Below are 19301 nucleotides of genomic sequence, written 5' to 3'. Positions count from 1 at the left end.
TCGGAAGGCGCAAAAACAGAGCTGACATCGAATCGCTAACGTAATTGGCAAGCCGGTGCCATTGGCGCTTTGCAGTGCGTGGTCCAAAGCGCTCGCTTGCATTTGCAACCGGGTATCACGCTCACACCAGAACGTGGCCGATCAGAGCGTGTCGCTGCCCCGTCGCAAATCGATGCCCATCACAGAAGCGAGTTGCTGCATCGCTTCGTCATCACGACTGAGGGCTGTCCAGCCGGCGTAGGCATCGCTGCCGGTGCTCCAGTTCCACAAGGTATAGCCGTGTTCCCGCAAACGGTCGTAGGCTGTGTTCAACAATGCGGGCACGTCGGTGTTTTCCAGGAATTCATCGTCGCTGGGATCGCCGCCCCAGTCGATGTCGATGCTGTACCGCGCGGCGAGTTGGTTCAGGCAGTCGATAAGGGCTTCGCTGTCTTTTTCATCCACGTAGAAACCCGATGTCCAATCAACAACCTCTTTGATGAACCAGATCGTTTGGTCGCCGGCATCGGGTTCGCCTGCCGCATCGCGGTAGGCCGAAAACTGGCGCAACGCGGTTTCTTCGTCGCCGGGGTTGATCAGCGTCAGGAGATTCCAGACCAGGGCTTCGGCGTCGTCCAGATCGATGTCGTCCTCATCCTGGAAGGCCTGGTCGAAGTTGTCGTCGGGGTCGAATTCTTGGTCAGGCAGGGACATGAGGCGGGCCGAAAGGAAGTGTGTGGGTACCGCGGCGTGCCGATATGCGGAAAAAGGCAATGCGATGGCTGTTTTCGCATTATCGCGCTTTCGTGTTGCTGCTGCGGAATCTTTGGCTTGTAGTCTTTCGCGGGTGAGTTGTTCGGCCCTTCTCCTGGCGGCTGGGCGAAGAGCAGCGGAGCCTCCAAGGGGATGCAAGCACAAGCTCCGCTCTACGTGGCGCGGCTTTCGGAGGGTTGGGCGCGCCATAAAGCGGGCCGCGGCGGTCTGGTTTATCCTTGTCGGCCCTGTGGCGCTGGCCACGATGCAGCCAACGATTTCCATGACCGATACGCCTCCTGACCGCTTGGCCTCCGATCCGCGCAGCCCTTTTCACGACGCCGAAATGCTGGACCGCGGCATCGGTATCCGCTTCAACGGCGTGGAACGCGACAACGTGGAAGAGTATTGCGTCAGCGAAGGCTGGATCCGGGTGGCGGTCGGAAAATCCAAGGACCGCCGCGGCAATCCCATGACGCTGAAGATCAACGGTCAGGTGGAAGCCTATTTCCGCACGCAGGACTGAGGAGTGGTCGCGATATCAGGCGCGTTCCGCAAGGATCCGGCCTGATAACACCGCTCCAAGGAGCCGGATCTCGGCCTGCGCCGGAGCCGCTTGATCAGCCATGACGGCGCTAGCGGAGCAAGCTCCGCTCTACGAGAGGACCGGAGCCGATATGCGAAGGATGGCGCCGGGTTAGCTGCGCCCAGTAAGCGGTTAGCACGACAACACCTGCCTGTCCTGCGGACTGACTCGTTATTTTTCTTCACGATCAGCCCGGGTGGTCGGGCATTCCCGTGCGCTGCGCAACTTATCAAGAACCTAAGCGCTGCACGGTCCGATACCTCTGGCGGCATGGCACAATCGCCGCTCGCGCGCCATGGGCGCCCTTGGGAGGACCGCATGAAATTCGCATTGCTGATCTACACCGACGACACGATGTTGGAAGAGCTGCCCGCCGGAACTTACGACACCATGATGCATAGCTGTATAACGCATGCCGATGAACTGCGCGCGGAAGGCAAGCTGCTGGATTCGCAGCAACTGGAAGAGCCGGTGACCGCCAAATCGGTACGGATACGCAATGGCCGCACTTCAGTAATGGATGGCCCGTTCGCCGAAACCAAGGAAATTCTGGGTGGTTTCAATCTGATCGAAGCGGAGAATATGGAAGAAGCCGTCCGCATCGCACAGGAATTCCCCTGGACCAAAACCGGCTGCGTGGAGATTCGGCCAGTGCGCGACTTTGAAGAAGTGCGGCGCAGGGTCGGCGCCTGACGGGTGCACAGATTCAGCTGGAAGCTTCTCGCAAGTGAACACTGGACACTCCCGACTCTGGTAACAGACATCGCCGTGCTCAGGTTGAGACATGGACCCAGGTATGGCCCCGTTAGTTATCGTCACCCTCACGCAGGCGGGAAGCGTTTTTCAACCGCCGCATGGCGGGTCATCCAGCGACTTCAATCCATGAAGAACAGAGGCGCTGGGTTCCCGCCTTCGCGGGAATGACAAAAAAAGGGTTGTTCTGACCTTTCCTAGGAGCGCCGACGCACGTCCGCGCTGTTTCCGCGCGATAGCACCATCGATGCACTGCGCCGTTTCGCGCAACTCATCATTCCGCCATCGCGGCTCATTCGACACGATGTTTACGCCGCTTGCGCCACGCTGCGATGTGAATAGTCGTGGGAGCACTGCATGACATCAAGCCAGTGGCAGGACCTCGTTGCCGTAGCGTGGCCGCTGTTGATCGCGTTGGTCCTTGGCCTGATCGTGCAACAGGTGCTGCTGGCGATCGCCCGACGCGCGCGCCGGCACGCAGCGGAATACCTGCGGGCACGCATCGCACAAGTGGTTGCGGCGCCCGCGGCTTTCGCGCTGCCGCTGTTCTTCCTCAGTGTGGCCGTGCGTGCCACCACGCTGCCGCCGGAATGGATAGCCAACATCCAGCATGCGCTGGGCATCGGCGGTTTGCTTTGCCTGACCTGGTTGGCGGTGCGCGCCATTGGCGCGGTGGAACGACGCATCGTGCGCGAGCATCCGGTGGAAGTGGCGGACAATCTGGCCGCACGCCGGATACAGACGCAGACGCGCGTCATCAGCCGTGTGGCCCAGGGTGGCGCGGTACTGATAGGTGTTTCGATCGCGTTGATGACCTTTCCCACCATTCGTCAGATCGGCACCACGCTGCTGGCCTCGGCGGGCATCATTGGGCTGGTCGCGGGCATCGCGGCCAAGCCGGTGTTCGGCAATCTTATCGCCGGCCTGCAGATCGCCATCACCCAGCCGATCCGCCTGGACGATGTGGTGATCGTGGAAAACGAATGGGGCCGCATAGAAGAAATCACCAGCGCGTACGTGGTAGTGCGCATCTGGGATGAGCGGCGGCTGGTGGTGCCGTTGACGTGGTTCATCGAGCATCCTTTCCAGAACTGGACCCGCACCAGTTCAGATCTGCTGGGCACTTCTTTCCTGTGGCTGGACTACCGCACGCCGATGACGGACGTACGTGAAGCGCTACAGCGCATCTGCGAGACGGACGAGCGCTGGGATGGCCGCGTCTGCGTGGCGCAGATCACCGAAACGGACCAGACCACAGTGCAAGTGCGACTGCTGGTCAGCGCGCGCAACTCCGGCGAGCTGTTCGACCTGCGCTGCGCCGTGCGCGAGCGGATGATCGACTACCTGGTGCATGCGCATCCGCAGTCGCTGCCGCGGCTACGCATGGATCTTGCGCGCGATGAAGGCAAGGCACCGGCGTCCCCCAGCGAGGCATTGCGAGCGGCGCAGGCCACCAACGAGGTCGCCGAGCACACCCGCTCACCCGGTGCAGAAGACGTCACGCCTGCTGACGCTGCGATCGAAACGACGACAAGATCTCCGCCCCCAGCGCCGTAGGATGGGTCGAGCGTAGCGACACCCCATCACTGTGATCGATGGGTGTCGCTCCGCTCGACCCATCCTATGGAGACATCTGATCCGCCGCAGGCAGCGTTGCGACATCCTCCACAACTTCGGGTTCGATCGCCGGATACTGTCGGCGGTAGAGCACACACAGATACAGCATGCAGACCAGCGCGAAAGCGTTGAGTGCAACGGCGACATTGCTACCTATATTCAACAGATCGAACTGGAATGTGCTGCCAACCTGATAAGCGAAGCCGCTTTGCGAGGTGGTCATATTCCACCACACACCGATGTTGGCCGGCGCCCAGAAAACGTAAGTCATTACCGGCGAGATCAGTTGCGGCACCTGCAGTGCCCAGAACACCAGATTCAGCGCCACGGCGTGGCGATGGTCTTCCAACATCCACAAACCGGCCACGATGCCTACCAGGTAAAGCAGTGCGAACGTCACCAGGATAATGGCACCCAGTGCATTCAAGTCCTGCTGACCGGCAATTACCGTCGTCAACACCGCCAGCCCGGCGCCACCGCCCACGATAGGCAGTAGCCCCAGCGTCCGCCTCAGCCATGGTTTCATGGGCCCCTCCCCGTTCGCGGCACGTTAGCAGCGGCCACATCCGCACACTGCGGACTACGTTGCATATCCAGATACTCGCCATGGATGGAGCTTCGGCTACTCTGCCGTGGCCCCGCCCAAGTGACGCCCCAGGAACGCCAACAGACGGGTGTAGTACTCGCGCCGGTGCGGTTCGGTGTAGAAGCCATGCCCTTCGGTGGGGAAGTAAAGCGTCTCCACCGGTGTCCCTGCCGCCTTCAGTGCCTTCTCCATTTTCTTGCTGTGGCTTATCGGCGCGCGATCGTCCTTGCCGCCCGCTGCCATGAACACCGGCACCTTGATGTTGCCGGCCAACGTGGTGGGCGAACGCGACGCCAAGGTGCTGCGCTCGCCAACCCATTCATTGGCCCAGGTTTCCATCCATCGGGTAACCCCGGCATCGTCCTTGTGCATCGCGGGCAAATCGTAAACACCTACGTATCCTGCCGCGCAACGGTATAACGTGGGCTCCATTGCCGCACCCATCATCGCGGCATACGCGCCATAGCTTGCGCCGTAGATACAGATGCGTTGCGGATCGGCGATCTTCTGCTCGATCGCCCAGCGGGTGGCATCGGTCAGATCGTGCTGCATGTCGCCACCCCACTGGCGCGCGCCTGCGTGGTAGAAGGCACGGCCATAGTTACCGGAACCCCGGAAGTTGATGCGCAGGACGGCATAGCCCGATTGCGCCAGCATCTGCGCTTCATTGTCGAAACTCCAGTCGTCGAAGACGCCGAAAGGGCCGCCATGCGGCATCACCACGAGCGGCAGCGGTTCGGTGGCGGCATTCCGCGGCACAGTGAGAAAGCCATGCAGTGCCAAACCATCGCGCGCCGCCAACTTCACCGCGCGTGTTGGCGCCATCAGGGCTGGATCGAGCCATTCGCGACGGCTGAATACCCGGTCGGCGCGCTTTTTCACCGCGTCGTACAAGAAGAAATCGCCGACATTGCGATCGCTCCACACACTCAGCAGCAGTAAGCGGCCATCGCGGGTGGCTGAAGTAATGAAGAGCGCACTATCGGGAAATGCTTTTTCCAGCGCACGATACATGCGTGCCGTGGGCAAGGTTTCATCGAAGAAGCGGTTGCGAGCGCGGTCGGAAGTGAAAAGCGCGCCGACGGGTTCCGCCGCATTGTGCTGGTGCAGAATCGCGTACGGATCGACCGTTTCGTCACGCAGCAATTCGCGGCGGTCGCCACTGTCCAGATTCACCGCCACGATGGCGTCAGGCCCTTGCGGTTGCTCCACCTGAAGGTATGCAGTGCGGCCATCGGCCGAGAAACCAAGCGGCATTTCAACGCGATGGGTCTTTGCTTCGTCGTTCATCAGCTGCCACTCCGCTTCATTGCTATCGCGGTAGTACAGCTTGCTGATGTTGTCGTTCCCCGCGCCGCGCGCAAAACGCACCGCACCTTTGGAGTCGGTGGCGAAGCGAGCGCGCCGGATAGGCGCACTGGCGACTCGCCAAAGCTTGCCGTTATAGATGTTCAGCCGCTCCACGTTGGTCATGGGATTGGCGCTGAACGTCCTCATGCTGATCAGCACATGGCGCTCATCATTGGGCAGGTCGTCGATCAGGAAAGCGGCACGCGGTTCAGGGCCCCCGATGCGTACCGTGTTTACGGAGTTATTTGTTCCGTACGGGCTGACCAGCAGCTTCGCCTGGCTGCCGTCGGCGTTGATCGCGTAGAGCTCGCCGGTGGCATAAGGCTGGTCTTCGGAGCCGTATTTCTCGGCCATGCTGACTACGATGCGTTCGTTGTTGGCCCACCAGAAGTCGTCCACCACTGAATGCTTCTCGCCACCCACGTTGGCAGTGATCTGCTTGTCCGAGCGGCGGATGACCACCAGAGCGGTGCGATCTTCCAACGGCATCGTCACCGCGTAGTACTCGCCGGTGGGCGATATTTTTATTTTCTCCAGGCGGTCCTGTTTCAGGAACGGCGCCAGATCAACGGCGGCCGCAGGCGCAGCCACCAGCATCGCCGCAACGGCGATACACACTTTCCAAACCTTCATCCCTGACTCCCCCGAGCCCCACTAGTGGCAAGAATGTAACCGCAGAACGGAGGCTTGTGTCGCCCCTTAACCACTTCCATACGTAGGAACGAAGGTGGAACGGCCACCGGCAGGGCACCTGAGGTTTCAACGGCCAGGCAATTCCCGGGTGGAATTGACGTACGGGAGCGGATCCCGCCAGCCTGTCACCAGCGGGCTTATGTCCGTCGGGAGCAACATTCCCCGGCCTGCTTCGCCTTTCGCCGTGCGGCTCCCGTCGCCATTGGCCGTCACATTTCAAACAAACGCTTAAAGCGCAGCGAACTTCGGCGATCTGGACACCATCGCCGGCTTCGCGCAGACTGCCGCCCTCCCCTGGAGCACCCGATGGCAAAGCTGCTGGTCCTACATGGTCCCAATCTGAACCTGCTCGGCAGTCGCGAGCCGGGGATATATGGCCATGCGACCCTGGCTGACATCAACGCCCAGCTGGCGGCACAAGCCGCTGCCGCGGGGCACGAGCTGACGTCCTTCCAGTCCAATGCCGAGCATGCACTGGTGGACCGGGTACAAGCCGCGGCAGGCGATGGCACCGCGTTCATCCTGATCAATCCGGCCGCCTTCACCCACACCTCGGTCGCACTGCGCGACGCGCTGGCGGCAATCGCACTGCCCTTTATCGAAGTCCACCTGTCCAATCCCCACGCCCGAGAACCCTTCCGCCACCACAGCTATTTCAGTGACCTGGCGGTCGGCGTGGTCTGCGGCTTCGGCGCCGACAGCTATCGCTTCGCGCTGGATGCCGCCTTGAAGCGGCTGGGCGAGCGCGCATGAGTCATTGCCAGAACGCATCGCCTGCCCCGGAACGGGTCCCGATTCCGGCGCCTGCCACCGGCACCATCACCTCGTGCCGCCACCACCGGCGCGAACATCACGACAACCGCTGACAGCTTTACCGAGATCTTTGCCGATCAGTCGCTCCATCGCTGAACGGCATTTACCACACACCTAAGAGGCCCCTATGGATCTTCGCAAAATCAAGAAGCTCATCGACCTGCTGGAAGAATCGAATCTCGCCGAAATCGAGATCAAGGAAGGCGAAGAGTCCGTACGCCTGGCCCGGGTGCCCAAGGGCCATTACGCCGCGCCGGCTCCCGCGCCGATGATGGTGCAGGCAGAGGCTCGCCCACAGCCACCCATGCCGATGACCTCGCCAACCGAAGCCTCCACCGGCGGCAGCGCCAAACCGGCCAGCAATCTGCCGGAAGGCCACGTGGTGCGCGCGCCGATGGTGGGCACGTTCTATCTCTCGCCCGCGCCGGACAAGCCGCCGTTCGTCACCACCGGTCAGGCGGTCAAGGCAGGCGAGACGCTGGCGATCATCGAAGCGATGAAGATGTTCAACCCGATCGAAGCCGATGTATCCGGCACGGTGGTGGCGATCCTGACCGAAAGCGGCCAGCCGATCGAGTTTGATCAGCCGTTGTTCGTTATTGGATGAAGCGGGAACGGGGAACCGGGAACGGGGAATGAAACTTCCCGATTGCCGCATTCCCCGTTCCCTGTTCCCTGTTCCCGCCTTTGAGAACTTCCATGCTCGATAAAGTCGTCATTGCCAACCGAGGCGAAATTGCGCTGCGCATCCTGCGCGCCTGTCATACGCTCGGCATCCGCACCGTGGCCGTGCATTCCACGGTCGATCGCAACCTCAAGCACGTGGCCATGGCCGATGAATCGGTCTGCATCGGGCCGGCGGCGTCGGCGGACAGCTACCTCAACGTTCCCGCCATCATCGCCGCGGCTGAAGTGACCGATGCGCAGGCCATCCATCCCGGCTACGGCTTCCTAAGCGAGAACGCCGACTTCGCCGAACGCGTGGAGCAATCCGGGTTCGTCTTCATCGGTCCCAAGGCCGACACCATTCGCCTGATGGGCGACAAGGTGGAAGCGATCCGCGCCATGAAGGCCGCGGGTGTGCCGTGCGTGCCCGGTTCCGGCGGTCCGTTGGGCGATGACATCGTCGCCAACACCAAGATCGCCCGCGAGATCGGCTACCCGGTGATCATCAAGGCCGCGGGCGGCGGTGGCGGGCGCGGCATGCGCGTGGTGCATGCGGAAGCGGCGCTCAGCAACGCCATCTCCACCACCAAGTCCGAAGCCAAAGCCGCCTTCAGCAACGACCAGGTCTACATGGAAAAATTTCTGGAGAATCCGCGCCACGTGGAGATCCAGGTATTGGCCGACGGTCAAGGCCATGCGATCCATCTGGGCGAACGCGATTGTTCGATGCAGCGCCGCCATCAGAAAGTCGTGGAAGAGGCGCCTGCGCCGGGCATCAGCGAAAAACAACGCGCTGAGATCGGCAAGGTCTGCGTCGAGGCCTGCATTCGCATCGGTTATCGCGGAGCCGGCACGTTCGAATTCCTGTATGAGAACGGCCACTTCTACTTCATCGAAATGAACACTCGCATCCAGGTCGAACATCCGGTTACCGAGATGGTCACCGGCATCGATCTGGTTGTCGAACAACTGCGCATCGCCGCCGGCCAGAAACTGAGCATCAAACAGGAAGACATCGTCCTCAACGGCCACGCCATCGAATGCCGCATCAACGCCGAGGACGCGGAAACGTTCGCGCCCAGCCCCGGCCTGATTCAGCACTTCCACGCGCCCGGCGGCCCGGGCGTGCGTGTGGACACGCATATCTATGAAGGCTACCGCGTTCCGCCGAACTACGATTCGATGATCGGCAAGCTGATCGTGCACGGGCCGGATCGCGACACGGCTATCGCACGCATGCGTGTGGCGCTGAGCGAGATGGTGGTGGACGGCATCAAGACCAATATTCCGCTGCAGCAGCGCATCATGCGAGACCGCGGATTCCAGGCCGGCAGCCAGAATATCCATTATCTGGAAAAGCGATTGGCCGAACGCAAGAACAAGTCGATCGCTTTGGTGTGATGCTCCTGTGTGGCTTCGGCTTCTGTAGGAGCGGCGTCCCCGCCGCGAGCTCTTCCTGCGGCCGCCGGGATCAAAAGCAAGAGCTCGCGCCGAGGACGGCGCTCCTACAAGAGCCAAGGCCGCCTCGGCGGTTCTCGCCTTTGTAGGAGCGCCGTCCCGGCGCGAGCTCTTTCTGTCAGATCGCGATTAAAGCGAAGAGCGATTGAAGCCCGTTTGTTCACCATGTCGACGCGCTGCGGCGCGTTCTTGATCGCGCACACCGAATGGCTATCGGTGCGCGGCGCGAGCTGTTTCTACGGTTGTGGGATCAAAGCAAGAGCTCGCGGCGGGACGCCGCTCCTACGGGGATGGCGCTCTGACGGCGCTCCTACCTGTTTCCCGTTGCAGCCTGCTGCGTATCCCCAACAGGCGTCACGCCGGCCGCCGATTTCGGGTCGACGATCATGATCGTTTCGCTGGAACCGTCCGGCCAGACGATCTTGAAGGTACTGCCGGGTGGCAGCGCCGAGAAGGGCGTGCCGCTGGAAGCACGGTAAACGGCCGCGGCCTGCGCGGCGCCCAAGATCCTGACCTCTTCGGGCGATTGCACCGAGGTCACCGATACGTGGGTCAGGTTCCGATATTTCGGACTCAGTGTATCGATGACGGCGCTGGCAGCCACCACCCCATAGCTGACGAAAAGCAGAATCCAGAACCAGAGCTTCGCCCGTTGTACAAAGCGCATGCGGTTCATTTTACGACTCCTGGGTTATACAAAAGGGTATCCACCATTTCTTCCAACTTGTCCGCCCCTTGCCGGGGCACTCCCGCGTCGAGGACGAAGGCGTTGAAGTCCTGCGAACTATTGCGCGAACATATTCCGCCATTGGCGCAGTACGTTGTCATCAGTGTGCTGTCGGGTCCGCATTCCTGGCCCAGCTGACACGCCGCCACTACCCACGCCAGTTCGGTAAGCGCGGTGCCGGACACATCGCCAAAACTGTCCACGTCTTCGCTGGCGGCGATGCCCATTGCCGGCGAGATAGCGACGTAGGCCTCCGGATCGCGCGAAATCAGCACGCGTTGCACGAGATCCTTTTTGTAGTCGCCGCTGTCGGAAAGCGGCGTACCCATGGCAAGCAGCGAAGCTTCGGCGGCCACACTGCCAGCTTCCGCGGCTTCTTTACGCCTGGCCACGATGAACCTTGGCGACAGATTGTCGCTGGGTAGGAATCGCGCGCAGCGCCGGCTAACGCGTTCGCGAGCGGTCACCAGCGCCGCAGTGTTGGGAAATCTCAGCTCCGCCATCGCGCGGGTATCGCCGGCATAGCCCGCCGGATTCATCGCGTAGCCCATGCAGTATTCATGCACGCGACTCACCAGCCATAGCGCTTCCGGATCGCCGGCGCGTTCCCTGCCGGCCAGGCTGCGCGCATAGGCATAAAGATCGTTTGCGTGTTCGAATTCCACACGCGCCGACAAGGCACGCCCGGCTGCAGCACTCTTCGCTGCGCGAAGGCTTGCTGCCGCGGCAGCCTGCGCTGGACTGACGTCTCGGCTGGGCGCCGCCTGATCCGCCGCGTCGATCACTACGGCCGAAGACGCGGTGTCGCGACTACCGCTGTACCACGCCAGCGATGCCACGGCCACCGCTACTCCGGTAAGCGTAAGCAGCAGCGACTTACTTGGCATAGCAACCGTTTTCCTGACCGCCATATCCTTCATCAATGCACCGGAAGCGTTCCTGGGAACGGAGTGGCTGCGGACTGCACCGGACCGTGCAGTCAGACCCAACCGGATTCGCACTCGCTTCCGATGGCTGCCGCATAGTCTAAACCAGTTGCCCAGAGAGCCTTTGCCGGGCATTGCCGACGCGCCGCCGGTGCCGGGCGGCCTTTCCCGGTACCGGAACGGACAGGTGCGGCCTGCGTCAAGCGCTATCGGGTATTCGCATCCGTCGGGTATCTTTCCACGGCAGCTCGGTGTTCGGCACAGGATGGCGGGCCCTCCGGGCTTGCCAATCGACCGTCCGGCCTGCTGCAAACGCCATACATCGATCCCAACCCTCACTCCTTCGAACGGCATCATGCCCTACCTAGAACTTTCCCTGCGTTGCCGTGAATCCGACCAGCCGCGCTACGAGACCGCGCTGGAGGATGTTGGGGCGCTGTCGGTTACCCTGCTGGATGCCGACGCGGACACCACCAATGAGCACGCCATTCTCGAGCCCGGTGTTGGCCAGACACCGCTTTGGAATGCGTTGCTGTTGACCGCGCTGTTTCCGGCGGACACCGACGCGCTGCTGCTGTTGGCTGCGCTGGAATCGTTCGACCCCGGCCTGGATTGGACACAGGCCAGCTTCCGTACCGTCGAAGACCAGGACTGGGAACGCGCCTGGCTGGACCAGTTCAAGCCGATGCGCTTCGGCACCCGCACCTTTATCGTGCCCTGGAACCATGAGCTACCCGAAGGCGCCGATATCCCCGACGCGGCCGTGGTCCGGCTGGATCCGGGACTGGCATTCGGCTCCGGCACCCATCCCACCACTGCGCTGTGCCTGCAGTGGCTCGACCAACTGGCCGTGCAAGGCGAACTGCAGGGCCGGAGGGTGCTCGACTTCGGTTGCGGCTCCGGCATCCTGGCGCTGGCCGCCCTGAAACTGGGCGCCGCGCACGCAATGGGTGTCGACAACGACCCGCAAGCATTGCTGGCGACCACTGACAACGCGCAGCGCAACGGCGTTGCGGAGCGTTTGTCGGTGTATCTGCCGGAAGACGAACCTGTGGACACCTACCCTGTCGTGGTCGCCAATATCCTGGCGTCCGCACTGGATGCATTGGCGCAGACATTGGCCTCGCGAGTCGCCAGGGGTGGTCGAATCGCGCTTTCCGGCATCCTGCACGGCCAGGAAGGCGAACTGCTGACGCGCTATGCGGAATGGTTCGACCATCTGGCCGCCACGCAGGAAGGCGATTGGATGCGTATCGATGGCGTGCGTCGCTGACTTACCTGCAGCACGCGAAGAATCCAGGGCCGGCTTACCGCCGCACCGGCAAGCATGATTGAATACGACCATGTTCGCCGCATGTCCGCATTGCCACTTCCTGATCGCCCTGCATCCGCAGAAACGCGTTGTGCCTGCCATTTGCCCACGGTGCGGCAAGCAGGTGGACGATGGCTCTTCTTCGTCCTCTGAAACCGCGGCCGTCGAGACGGGTGAAGAAATGCCGGTAGCGCTTTCAACCTTACAGACAGAAAGCGGGGCCACGGAGCCGGCGCCAGTCGACGCTGCAATGCACAACGTAGATGCCCAAACCGTGGATGCGGACGATGGCATGGACAGCGCGGAAGAAACATCGGCTGATTCACCACGATCAGAACCTGAGACGAACGACGATCCTGGCCGGCTCGCGCTCGCTTCCGCGATGGAAGCGAGCGTCGTCGCACCCTCTCGCGAGAACCCGCCACCCGCGGCGGCGCACCTCAAAACAGCGATTCCCAGTTTCACGCATGCCGCGCGCACCGCCGAGGTGCGGACTCACGTGCCGAGATGGCAGTGGATCGCGTTGATCGCGTTGTCGCTGCTGCTGGCGATACAGGTGCTGCTGGCGGATCGCGTGCGTTTAGCCGCCGATGACGACTGGCGTCCCTTCGTTGCGCGTCTGTGCGGCGTCTTCCGCTGTTCGATACCGGTGTGGCGTCAGCCCGAAGCCTTCACGATGCTGAGCCGCGATGTGCGGCCAGTGGCGGGCAGTCCCGGGACATTGCAAGCGCAGGCGACGTTCCGTAACGATGCGCACTGGGCGCAAGCCTGGCCTATCGTTCTGTTGACGCTTAAGGATGCCGACGGCCGTACGCTGGGCGCGCGAGCATTGATGCCATCGGAATACCTGGGCGCGGGCCAGATTCAGAGCGAAATCGCGCCGGGCCAAAGCGCGCAGATCGCGGTACGGATACGCGAACCCAGTGCCAACGTCGTCGCTTTTTCGTTTGACTTTCGTTAGTTGAAGCAATTCCGACAAAAAGCGGATGCACCGACGCGTGTCAGGCGCTAGACTCGTTCCCCCGCCAAAAACGCACAAGCAAAAGGCGGGTGCCTCGTTCCGTTGCATCAGGGGATTCGTGTGAACGCCGCCTCCACTCGTCAAGACACCCGTGGCAATCCCAAGCCGCCTTTACGCGAACACGTCGCGCAGTCCGTGCGCCGTTACCTGCGCGATCTGGACGGCCACGAAGCCGATGACGTCTATGAAATCGTATTGCGCGAAATGGAGATTCCGCTGTTCGTGGAAGTGCTGAATCATTGCGAAGGCAATCAGAGCCGCGCCGCCGCCATGCTGGGCATCCACCGCGCGACGTTGCGTAAGAAGTTGAAGGATTATGGTTTGGTGTAAGTAGTAGAGCCGGCATTGTCCCCTTGTAGGAGCGACGTAAGTCGCGATGAAGCTTTATCGGTAGAGCTTCATCGCGACTTACGTCGCTCCTACAAGGAATTCACCCGCGCTTCTGGCGTATCTGGCGGGCGAAAAGCCTGAAAAACCTCGGCCAGCCGCCCACGGCTATAATTGCCGCTTCCCCTCCGCTTCGTCTAACCATGACCGTCAATCTCCAGCCCGTGCGCCGGGCGCTGCTATCCGTTTCCGATAAAACCGGCCTGATCGACCTGGCCAACGCGCTGTCCGCGCAGGGCGTCGAGCTGTTGTCCACGGGTGGTACCGCCAAGGCTTTGCGCGATGCGGGCTTGACCGTCAAGGACGTCTCCGAGATCACCGGATTCCCGGAAATCATGGACGGCCGGGTCAAGACGTTGCATCCGAATGTCCACGGCGGGCTGTTGGGCCGCAGCGGCACGGACGATGCGGTGATGACGCAGTACGGCATTGCCCCTATCGATCTGCTGGTACTGAATCTGTACCCGTTCGAAAGCGTCACCGCGCGCAATGACTGCACGTTGGACGAGGCGGTGGAAAACATCGACATCGGCGGCCCCGCCATGCTGCGTGCTGCGGCCAAGAATTTTGCCCGGGTGGCGGTCGCCACCGATCCAGCGCAGTACGCCGGCATTGTCGAAGAGTTGAAAGCCAACGAAGGCGCGCTGTCGGCGCGTACGCGTTTCCAGCTGTCGGTAGCCGCGTTCAACCGCGTCGCCCAGTACGATGCCGCGATCAGCAATTATCTTTCCGCTATCACCGATACCTCGACATCCGTCGCCACGCGGAGCGAGTTTCCCTTCCAGCAGAACAGCAACTTCATCAAGGTCATGGACCTGCGCTACGGCGAGAATCCGCACCAGCAGGCAGCGTTCTACCGCGATCTGTATCCGGTATCCGGCACGCTGGCGACATTCCAGTCGTTGCAGGGCAAGGAGTTGAGCTACAACAATCTGGCCGATGCCGATGCAGCGTGGGAATGCGTACGCCAGTTTGAGCATCCTGCCTGTGTGATCGTCAAACATGCCAATCCCTGCGGCGTGGCGCAAGGTGCCGCTTGCGGCGATGCTTACGAGTTGGCTTACGCCACCGACCCGACGTCCGCTTTCGGCGGCATCATCGCCTTCAATCGCACATTGGACGCGGCAACGGCGAAGGTGATCCTGGAACGGCAGTTCGTGGAAGTGCTGATCGCACCGGATTACGAGGCAGGCGCGCTCGCTGCTGCGGCGAAAAAGCCGAATGTCCGCGTCATCCGTATCCCGCATGGCGAAGGCCGCAACAATATCGACGTCAAGCGCGTGGGTTCTGGCCTGCTGATGCAGACCGCGGACAACCGCGAAGTGACCAGCGAAGAACTGAAGGTCGTGACGAAGCGCGCGCCGACGCCCGCCGAACTGTCGGATCTGTTGTTCGCCTGGCGCATCGCCAAGTTCGTCAAGTCCAACGCGATCGTCTATGCCAAGGGCCAGCGCAGCATCGGTATCGGCGCCGGGCAGATGAGCCGCGTGGTCAGCGCCAAGATCGCCGCACTGAAAGCCGAAGAGGCCAAGCTGTCCGTCCCGGGTTCGGTGATGGCATCCGACGCCTTCTTCCCGTTCCGCGACGGCATCGACGCCGCGGCGGCGGCGGGTATCAAAGCGGTGATTCAGCCCGGCGGGTCGATGCGCGACAACGAAGTCATCGCCGCCGCGGACGAGCACGGCCTGGCGATGGTATTCACCGGCGTACGCCATTTCCGCCACTGACGTGAAGCGGTCGTAACGCGGGTTGCGGCAGACTTTGCAGCAGCTTGGAAAAAGCCTATGTGGATCCGCACAGAAACCCAGGCAGACCACGCCGCGATCGACGGCCTCCTTGGCGCGGCATTCGCTCAGACGCCCGGCGGCGGACAGGTCGAGCGCCGTATTGTCGACGCACTTCGCAAAGAAGATGCACTGACGCTATCGCTGGTCGCCGATATCGATGGCCGCATCGCCGGGCATGTTGCTTTTTCCCCGGTGGTCATTGGAGATACGGTGCACGGCTGGTATGAACTGGGGCCGCTAGCCGTCGCACCGGGCGATCAGAAGCGCGGGATCGGTAGCGCACTGATCCTCGCCGGAATAGCAGAGCTGGAACGGTTGCGCGCACAGGGCTGCGTGGTGCTGGGCGAGCCGGATTACTACTCGCGTTTTGGTTTCCGGCACGTGCCGGAGCTGGTGTATCCCGACGCGCCCGCGGAGTACTTCATGGGGTTGCCCTTTGGCGACCGCCCGGCGCGAGGTGTTGTTGCCTATCATCCTGCGTTCTTGGTTTCTTAGGCCGGTCGCGAGCTTACGCAAAGCTTGTAGTCAGTGTGCAGAGCCGAGATCCTATGTTGACTGTTAACACGTCGTGGCAGCAACTCGGCATAGCATCCTTGTGGGAGCGACGGCCGCGTTACTATCAACTCGGTGCTATCACGAGGCGCAGCTCGGCTCTACATTACGTCCGTTCTTTCCAAATCTCATGATCAACACCATCGCCCAGTTCCGGATACTCCGCGATATGGAACGTTGGGGATTTGCCTTCGCTCAGCTGGCGGTCGTAGTCGCGGGTCAGTTTGATCACCACGCCCGACAGCATCACGATGGCGACCAGGTTGATGGACGCCATCAGTGCCATCGCCGCATCAGCGGCTTCCCACACCAACGCCACTTTCGAGTACACGCCCCACACAACCACGCCCAGCGCGGCGACCCGCAAAGCGAACAGCATCCGCTTTCCGCCACCCAGGTAGAGCAGGTTGTTTTCGGCGTAGGAATAGTTGCCCACGATGGTAGTGAACGCGAAGAAGAACAGTGCAATGGCCGTGAACCACACGCCCCATTGACCGAAGAACACCATCATCGCGCGCTGCGTGATCTGCACGCCGTCACCGCCTTGTCCCAGAACACCGGACAGCAGAATCACGATGCCGGTGGCCGAACAGATCAACAGCGTGTCAATGAAAACACCCAGCGACTGCACCAGCCCCTGGCTGGCCGGGTGATGCGGCACCGGTGTCGCGGCGGCGGCCACGTTCGGCGCGCTGCCCATGCCGGCCTCATTGGAATACAGGCCGCGTTTCACGCCCTGCAGCATGGCCACCGCAATACCGCCCAGGACGCCACCGGCGGCCGCGTCCAAGCCAAACGCGCTGCGCAGGACCAGCGCGATCACGCCAGGCAACTGCGGCAGATGAGTCAGCACCACCCAGGCCGCCAGCGCCAGGTACGCCAACGACATGAAAGGCACCACCCACTCAGCGAAGCGCGCCACTTTGCGCAAGCCACCGAAGATGATGGCGGCTGTCAGCAATACCAGCCCGATGGCGATAGGTGCCGGGCTGATGCCGAAAGCCTCATGCAACGACTGCGCGATAGCATTGGAATGCACGCTGCTGAAGATCAGTCCGTAGGTCAGCAACAGGCACAGCGCGAACGCCACACCCATCCAGCGCCGCTTGAGTCCACGGGTCATGTAGTACGACGGGCCGCCCCGGTATTGACCATTCGCGTCGCGCACTTTGTACAGCTGCGCCAGGGAGCTTTCCGCGTAGGCCGTCGCCATGCCCAGCACGGCCGTGCACCACATCCAGAACAGCGCACCCGATCCGCCCACGCTCAACGCAATGGCAACACCCGCCAGGTTGCCGGTGCCCACGCGTGCCGCCAAGCTGGTGCACAACGCCTGGAACGGCGAAATGCCCGCCTCGTCACCCCCGGTGCCGCGCCTGATGATCGTCAGCATGTGCGGGAAACGCCGGACCTGCAGCAACCGCAGCCGCACCGTGAAGTACAAGCCGACCGCCAACAGCCCATAGGTCAGCACATAGTCCCAAAGCACGCGGTTGATCAGACCGACCACGGGCGACAACAGCCATTCGATCCATTCCAACAACTGCGGCATCACGATTTCCGGGGGATTTATGCGACTGCCGATGTTAACAGCCGGGTCGCGCCCCACCGGTGCCTCACGTAGAATTCTCGGCCCCACGTTCAAGCGCTTAGGCCAGGAGCAGGCATGAAGGTCCTCGTTATCGGTTCCGGTGGCCGCGAACACGCATTGGCCTGGAAGCTGGCGCAGTCGCCGCGTGTGGACGAAGTGCTGGTGGCGCCCGGCAATGCCGGCACTGCCACCGAGGACAAATGCCGCAATGTCGACGTCAAAGTGACGGACATACCGGGCCTGCTGGCTTTGGTGAAGGACGAAGGCGTGGCAGTGACAGTGGTGGGGCCGGAAGTTCCGCTGGTCGCCGGTGTCGTCGATCGCTTTCGCGAAGCCGGCCTGCGCGTTTTTGGTCCCACTGCGGCGGCGGCACAATTGGAAGGCAGCAAAGCCTTCGCCAAGGATTTCCTGGCACGCCACGGTATTCCTACCGCGTTCTATTCGGTATTCACCGACGTGGATCAGGCACTGGCGTATGTGCGGGCCAACGGCGCTCCCATCGTGATCAAGGCCGACGGCCTGGCCGCCGGCAAGGGCGTCATTGTGGCGATGACGCTGGAAGAGGCCGAAGCCGCCGTGCGCGACATGCTGTCGGGCAATGCTTTTGGCGACGCCGGTGCATGCGTGGTCGTCGAGGAATTCCTGGAAGGCGAAGAAGCCAGTTTCATCAGCATGGTGGATGGCAAGACCGCGCTACCGATGGCGACATCGCAAGACCACAAGCGCGTCGGCGACGGCGATACCGGGCCAAACACTGGCGGCATGGGCGCGTATTCGCCCGCACCGGTGGTGACGCCGGAAGTGCATGCGCGGGTGATGCGCGAAGTGGTGGAACCCACCATTCAGGGCATGATCGCTGATGGTGTTCCTTTCACCGGATTTCTGTACGCGGGTCTGATGATCGACGCGTCCGGCGCGCCCAAGGTCATCGAGTTCAACGTCCGTTTCGGCGACCCGGAAACCCAACCGGTGATGCTGCGCCTGCAAAGCGATTTGCTGGATCTGGTGGACGCCGGCATCGATGGACGCCTGCACGAAGTACAGGCGCAGTGGGATCCGCGCCCATCGGTGGGCGTGGTGATGGCCGCCGAGCACTACCCGGACACGCCGCGTACCGGCGACATCATCAATACGTGGGACGTGCCGGATCTGGAGGACACCAAGGTCTTCCACGCTGGCACGCGAGTGGAAGGTGATCACGTCGTCACCGCCGGTGGCCGCGTGCTGTGCGCCTGCGCCCTGGGCGACAGCGTAGCCGAAGCGCAAAAGCGCGCGTATTCCGTGGTGGCCGGCATTTCGTGGCGCGGCGAGTTTCACCGCCACGACATCGGCTGGCGAGCGATCGAGCGCGAGCGCTGCTGATAGGTCTTTGATCTTGTAGGAGCGGCTTCCCGCCGCGAGCTCTTTCCGTCAGATCAACGCGCACCTGTAGGAGCGCCGTCCTCGGCGCGAGCCCCTTCCGTCAGATCAACGTGCACCTGTAGGAGCGCCGTCCCGGCGCGAGCCCCTTCCGTCAGATCAACGCGCATCTGTAGGAGCGGCGTCCCGCCGCGAGCTTTTCCGTTCAGATCAACGTGCACCTGTAGGAGCGCCGTCCTCGGCGCGAGCTCTTTCTGTCAGATCAACACGCACCTGTAGGAGCGGCGTCCCGCCGCGAGCTTTTCCGTTCAGATCAACGCGCACCTGTAGAAGCGCCGTCCTCGGCGCGAGCTCTTTCTGTCAGATGGCTATAAAAGCAAAGAGC

At 62.2% G+C, this 19301-nt stretch carries 18 protein-coding genes; 12 read left to right on the top strand and 6 right to left on the bottom strand.

The window, feature by feature from the left end; translation table 11 throughout:
• Positions 1–141: 141 nt before the first annotated feature.
• A complete protein-coding gene (locus AB6O04_RS11975) occupies positions 142–693 on the bottom strand; it encodes a hypothetical protein (protein ID WP_368564211.1) in 552 nt (183 codons plus the stop codon).
• Between the two features lie 322 nt (positions 694–1015).
• Here AB6O04_RS11975 and AB6O04_RS11970 point away from each other — a divergent pair, with 322 nt between their 5' ends.
• The 3 genes from AB6O04_RS11970 to AB6O04_RS11960 all read left to right on the top strand — a co-directional run bounded on the left by AB6O04_RS11970 (position 1016) and on the right by AB6O04_RS11960 (position 3628).
• Complete coding sequence (locus tag AB6O04_RS11970; RefSeq protein WP_368564181.1) at positions 1016–1258, top strand: DUF3297 family protein; 243 nt, start codon at positions 1016–1018, stop codon at positions 1256–1258.
• Positions 1259–1636: 378 nt separating this feature from the next.
• Positions 1637–2011, top strand: a complete 375-nt coding sequence (locus tag AB6O04_RS11965; protein WP_368564179.1) for a YciI family protein — start codon at positions 1637–1639, stop codon at positions 2009–2011.
• 417 nt (positions 2012–2428) lie between these two features.
• Positions 2429–3628 carry a mechanosensitive ion channel family protein gene (locus AB6O04_RS11960; protein ID WP_368564177.1) on the top strand — a complete coding sequence of 400 codons (1200 nt, stop codon included), beginning with the start codon at positions 2429–2431 and terminating at the stop codon, positions 3626–3628.
• A gap of 64 nt (positions 3629–3692) precedes the next feature.
• Here AB6O04_RS11960 and AB6O04_RS11955 read toward each other — a convergent pair whose 3' ends face one another.
• Positions 3693–4214, bottom strand: a complete 522-nt coding sequence (locus AB6O04_RS11955) for a hypothetical protein (protein WP_368564176.1) — start codon at positions 4212–4214, stop codon at positions 3693–3695.
• A gap of 96 nt (positions 4215–4310) precedes the next feature.
• Positions 4311–6257: an alpha/beta hydrolase family protein gene (locus AB6O04_RS11950; protein WP_368564175.1), complete on the bottom strand. Its 1947-nt coding sequence runs from the start codon at positions 6255–6257 to the stop codon at positions 4311–4313.
• A 366-nt stretch (positions 6258–6623) separates the two neighbouring features.
• Here AB6O04_RS11950 and aroQ point away from each other — a divergent pair, with 366 nt between their 5' ends.
• The 3 genes from aroQ to accC all read left to right on the top strand — a co-directional run bounded on the left by aroQ (position 6624) and on the right by accC (position 9197).
• Entirely contained in the window at positions 6624–7070 is a 447-nt protein-coding gene (gene aroQ, locus AB6O04_RS11945) for a type II 3-dehydroquinate dehydratase (RefSeq protein WP_368564174.1), read from the top strand.
• A gap of 187 nt (positions 7071–7257) precedes the next feature.
• Positions 7258–7737, top strand: coding sequence for an acetyl-CoA carboxylase biotin carboxyl carrier protein (gene accB / locus AB6O04_RS11940; protein WP_368564173.1), 480 nt, complete (start codon positions 7258–7260; stop codon positions 7735–7737).
• Between the two features lie 92 nt (positions 7738–7829).
• On the top strand, positions 7830–9197 hold the full coding sequence (gene accC, locus AB6O04_RS11935) for an acetyl-CoA carboxylase biotin carboxylase subunit (RefSeq protein ID WP_368564171.1): 1368 nt from the start codon (positions 7830–7832) through the stop codon (positions 9195–9197).
• A gap of 367 nt (positions 9198–9564) precedes the next feature.
• Here accC and AB6O04_RS11930 read toward each other — a convergent pair whose 3' ends face one another.
• Positions 9565–9930 (bottom strand): hypothetical protein, encoded by a 366-nt coding sequence (locus AB6O04_RS11930; protein ID WP_368564170.1) that lies wholly within the window; start codon positions 9928–9930, stop codon positions 9565–9567.
• The gene (locus tag AB6O04_RS11925; RefSeq protein WP_368564169.1) at positions 9927–10868 is read right to left on the bottom strand and encodes a hypothetical protein; all 942 of its coding nucleotides are present in this window, start codon (positions 10866–10868) and stop codon (positions 9927–9929) included. Before AB6O04_RS11925 ends, AB6O04_RS11930 begins: the two co-directional genes overlap by 4 nt.
• A gap of 394 nt (positions 10869–11262) precedes the next feature.
• Here AB6O04_RS11925 and prmA point away from each other — a divergent pair, with 394 nt between their 5' ends.
• The 5 genes from prmA to AB6O04_RS11900 all read left to right on the top strand — a co-directional run bounded on the left by prmA (position 11263) and on the right by AB6O04_RS11900 (position 15909).
• Positions 11263–12180 carry a 50S ribosomal protein L11 methyltransferase gene (gene prmA, locus AB6O04_RS11920; protein ID WP_368564167.1) on the top strand — a complete coding sequence of 306 codons (918 nt, stop codon included), beginning with the start codon at positions 11263–11265 and terminating at the stop codon, positions 12178–12180.
• 70 nt (positions 12181–12250) lie between these two features.
• Complete coding sequence (locus AB6O04_RS11915) at positions 12251–13180, top strand: DUF3426 domain-containing protein (protein WP_368564166.1); 930 nt, start codon at positions 12251–12253, stop codon at positions 13178–13180.
• 120 nt (positions 13181–13300) lie between these two features.
• Positions 13301–13570, top strand: a complete 270-nt coding sequence (fis, locus tag AB6O04_RS11910; RefSeq protein ID WP_368564164.1) for a DNA-binding transcriptional regulator Fis — start codon at positions 13301–13303, stop codon at positions 13568–13570.
• Positions 13571–13770: 200 nt separating this feature from the next.
• Entirely contained in the window at positions 13771–15354 is a 1584-nt protein-coding gene (gene purH, locus AB6O04_RS11905; RefSeq protein ID WP_368564162.1) for a bifunctional phosphoribosylaminoimidazolecarboxamide formyltransferase/IMP cyclohydrolase, read from the top strand.
• 57 nt (positions 15355–15411) lie between these two features.
• On the top strand, positions 15412–15909 hold the full coding sequence (locus AB6O04_RS11900) for a GNAT family N-acetyltransferase (protein WP_368564161.1): 498 nt from the start codon (positions 15412–15414) through the stop codon (positions 15907–15909).
• Between the two features lie 163 nt (positions 15910–16072).
• Here AB6O04_RS11900 and AB6O04_RS11895 read toward each other — a convergent pair whose 3' ends face one another.
• Complete coding sequence (locus AB6O04_RS11895; RefSeq protein WP_368564160.1) at positions 16073–17518, bottom strand: alanine/glycine:cation symporter family protein; 1446 nt, start codon at positions 17516–17518, stop codon at positions 16073–16075.
• 114 nt (positions 17519–17632) lie between these two features.
• Between AB6O04_RS11895 and purD the strand changes: the two genes are divergently transcribed.
• Positions 17633–18919, top strand: coding sequence for a phosphoribosylamine--glycine ligase (gene purD / locus AB6O04_RS11890; RefSeq protein WP_368564159.1), 1287 nt, complete (start codon positions 17633–17635; stop codon positions 18917–18919).
• The last annotated feature ends 382 nt before the right edge of the window (positions 18920–19301 follow it).

This window comes from Pseudoxanthomonas sp. UTMC 1351 (assembly GCF_040948865.1).
Classification (GTDB): domain Bacteria; phylum Pseudomonadota; class Gammaproteobacteria; order Xanthomonadales; family Xanthomonadaceae; genus Pseudoxanthomonas_A.
Note: the sequence above shows the minus strand (reverse complement) of the source record. Positions and strands in the feature narration are given on the sequence as shown.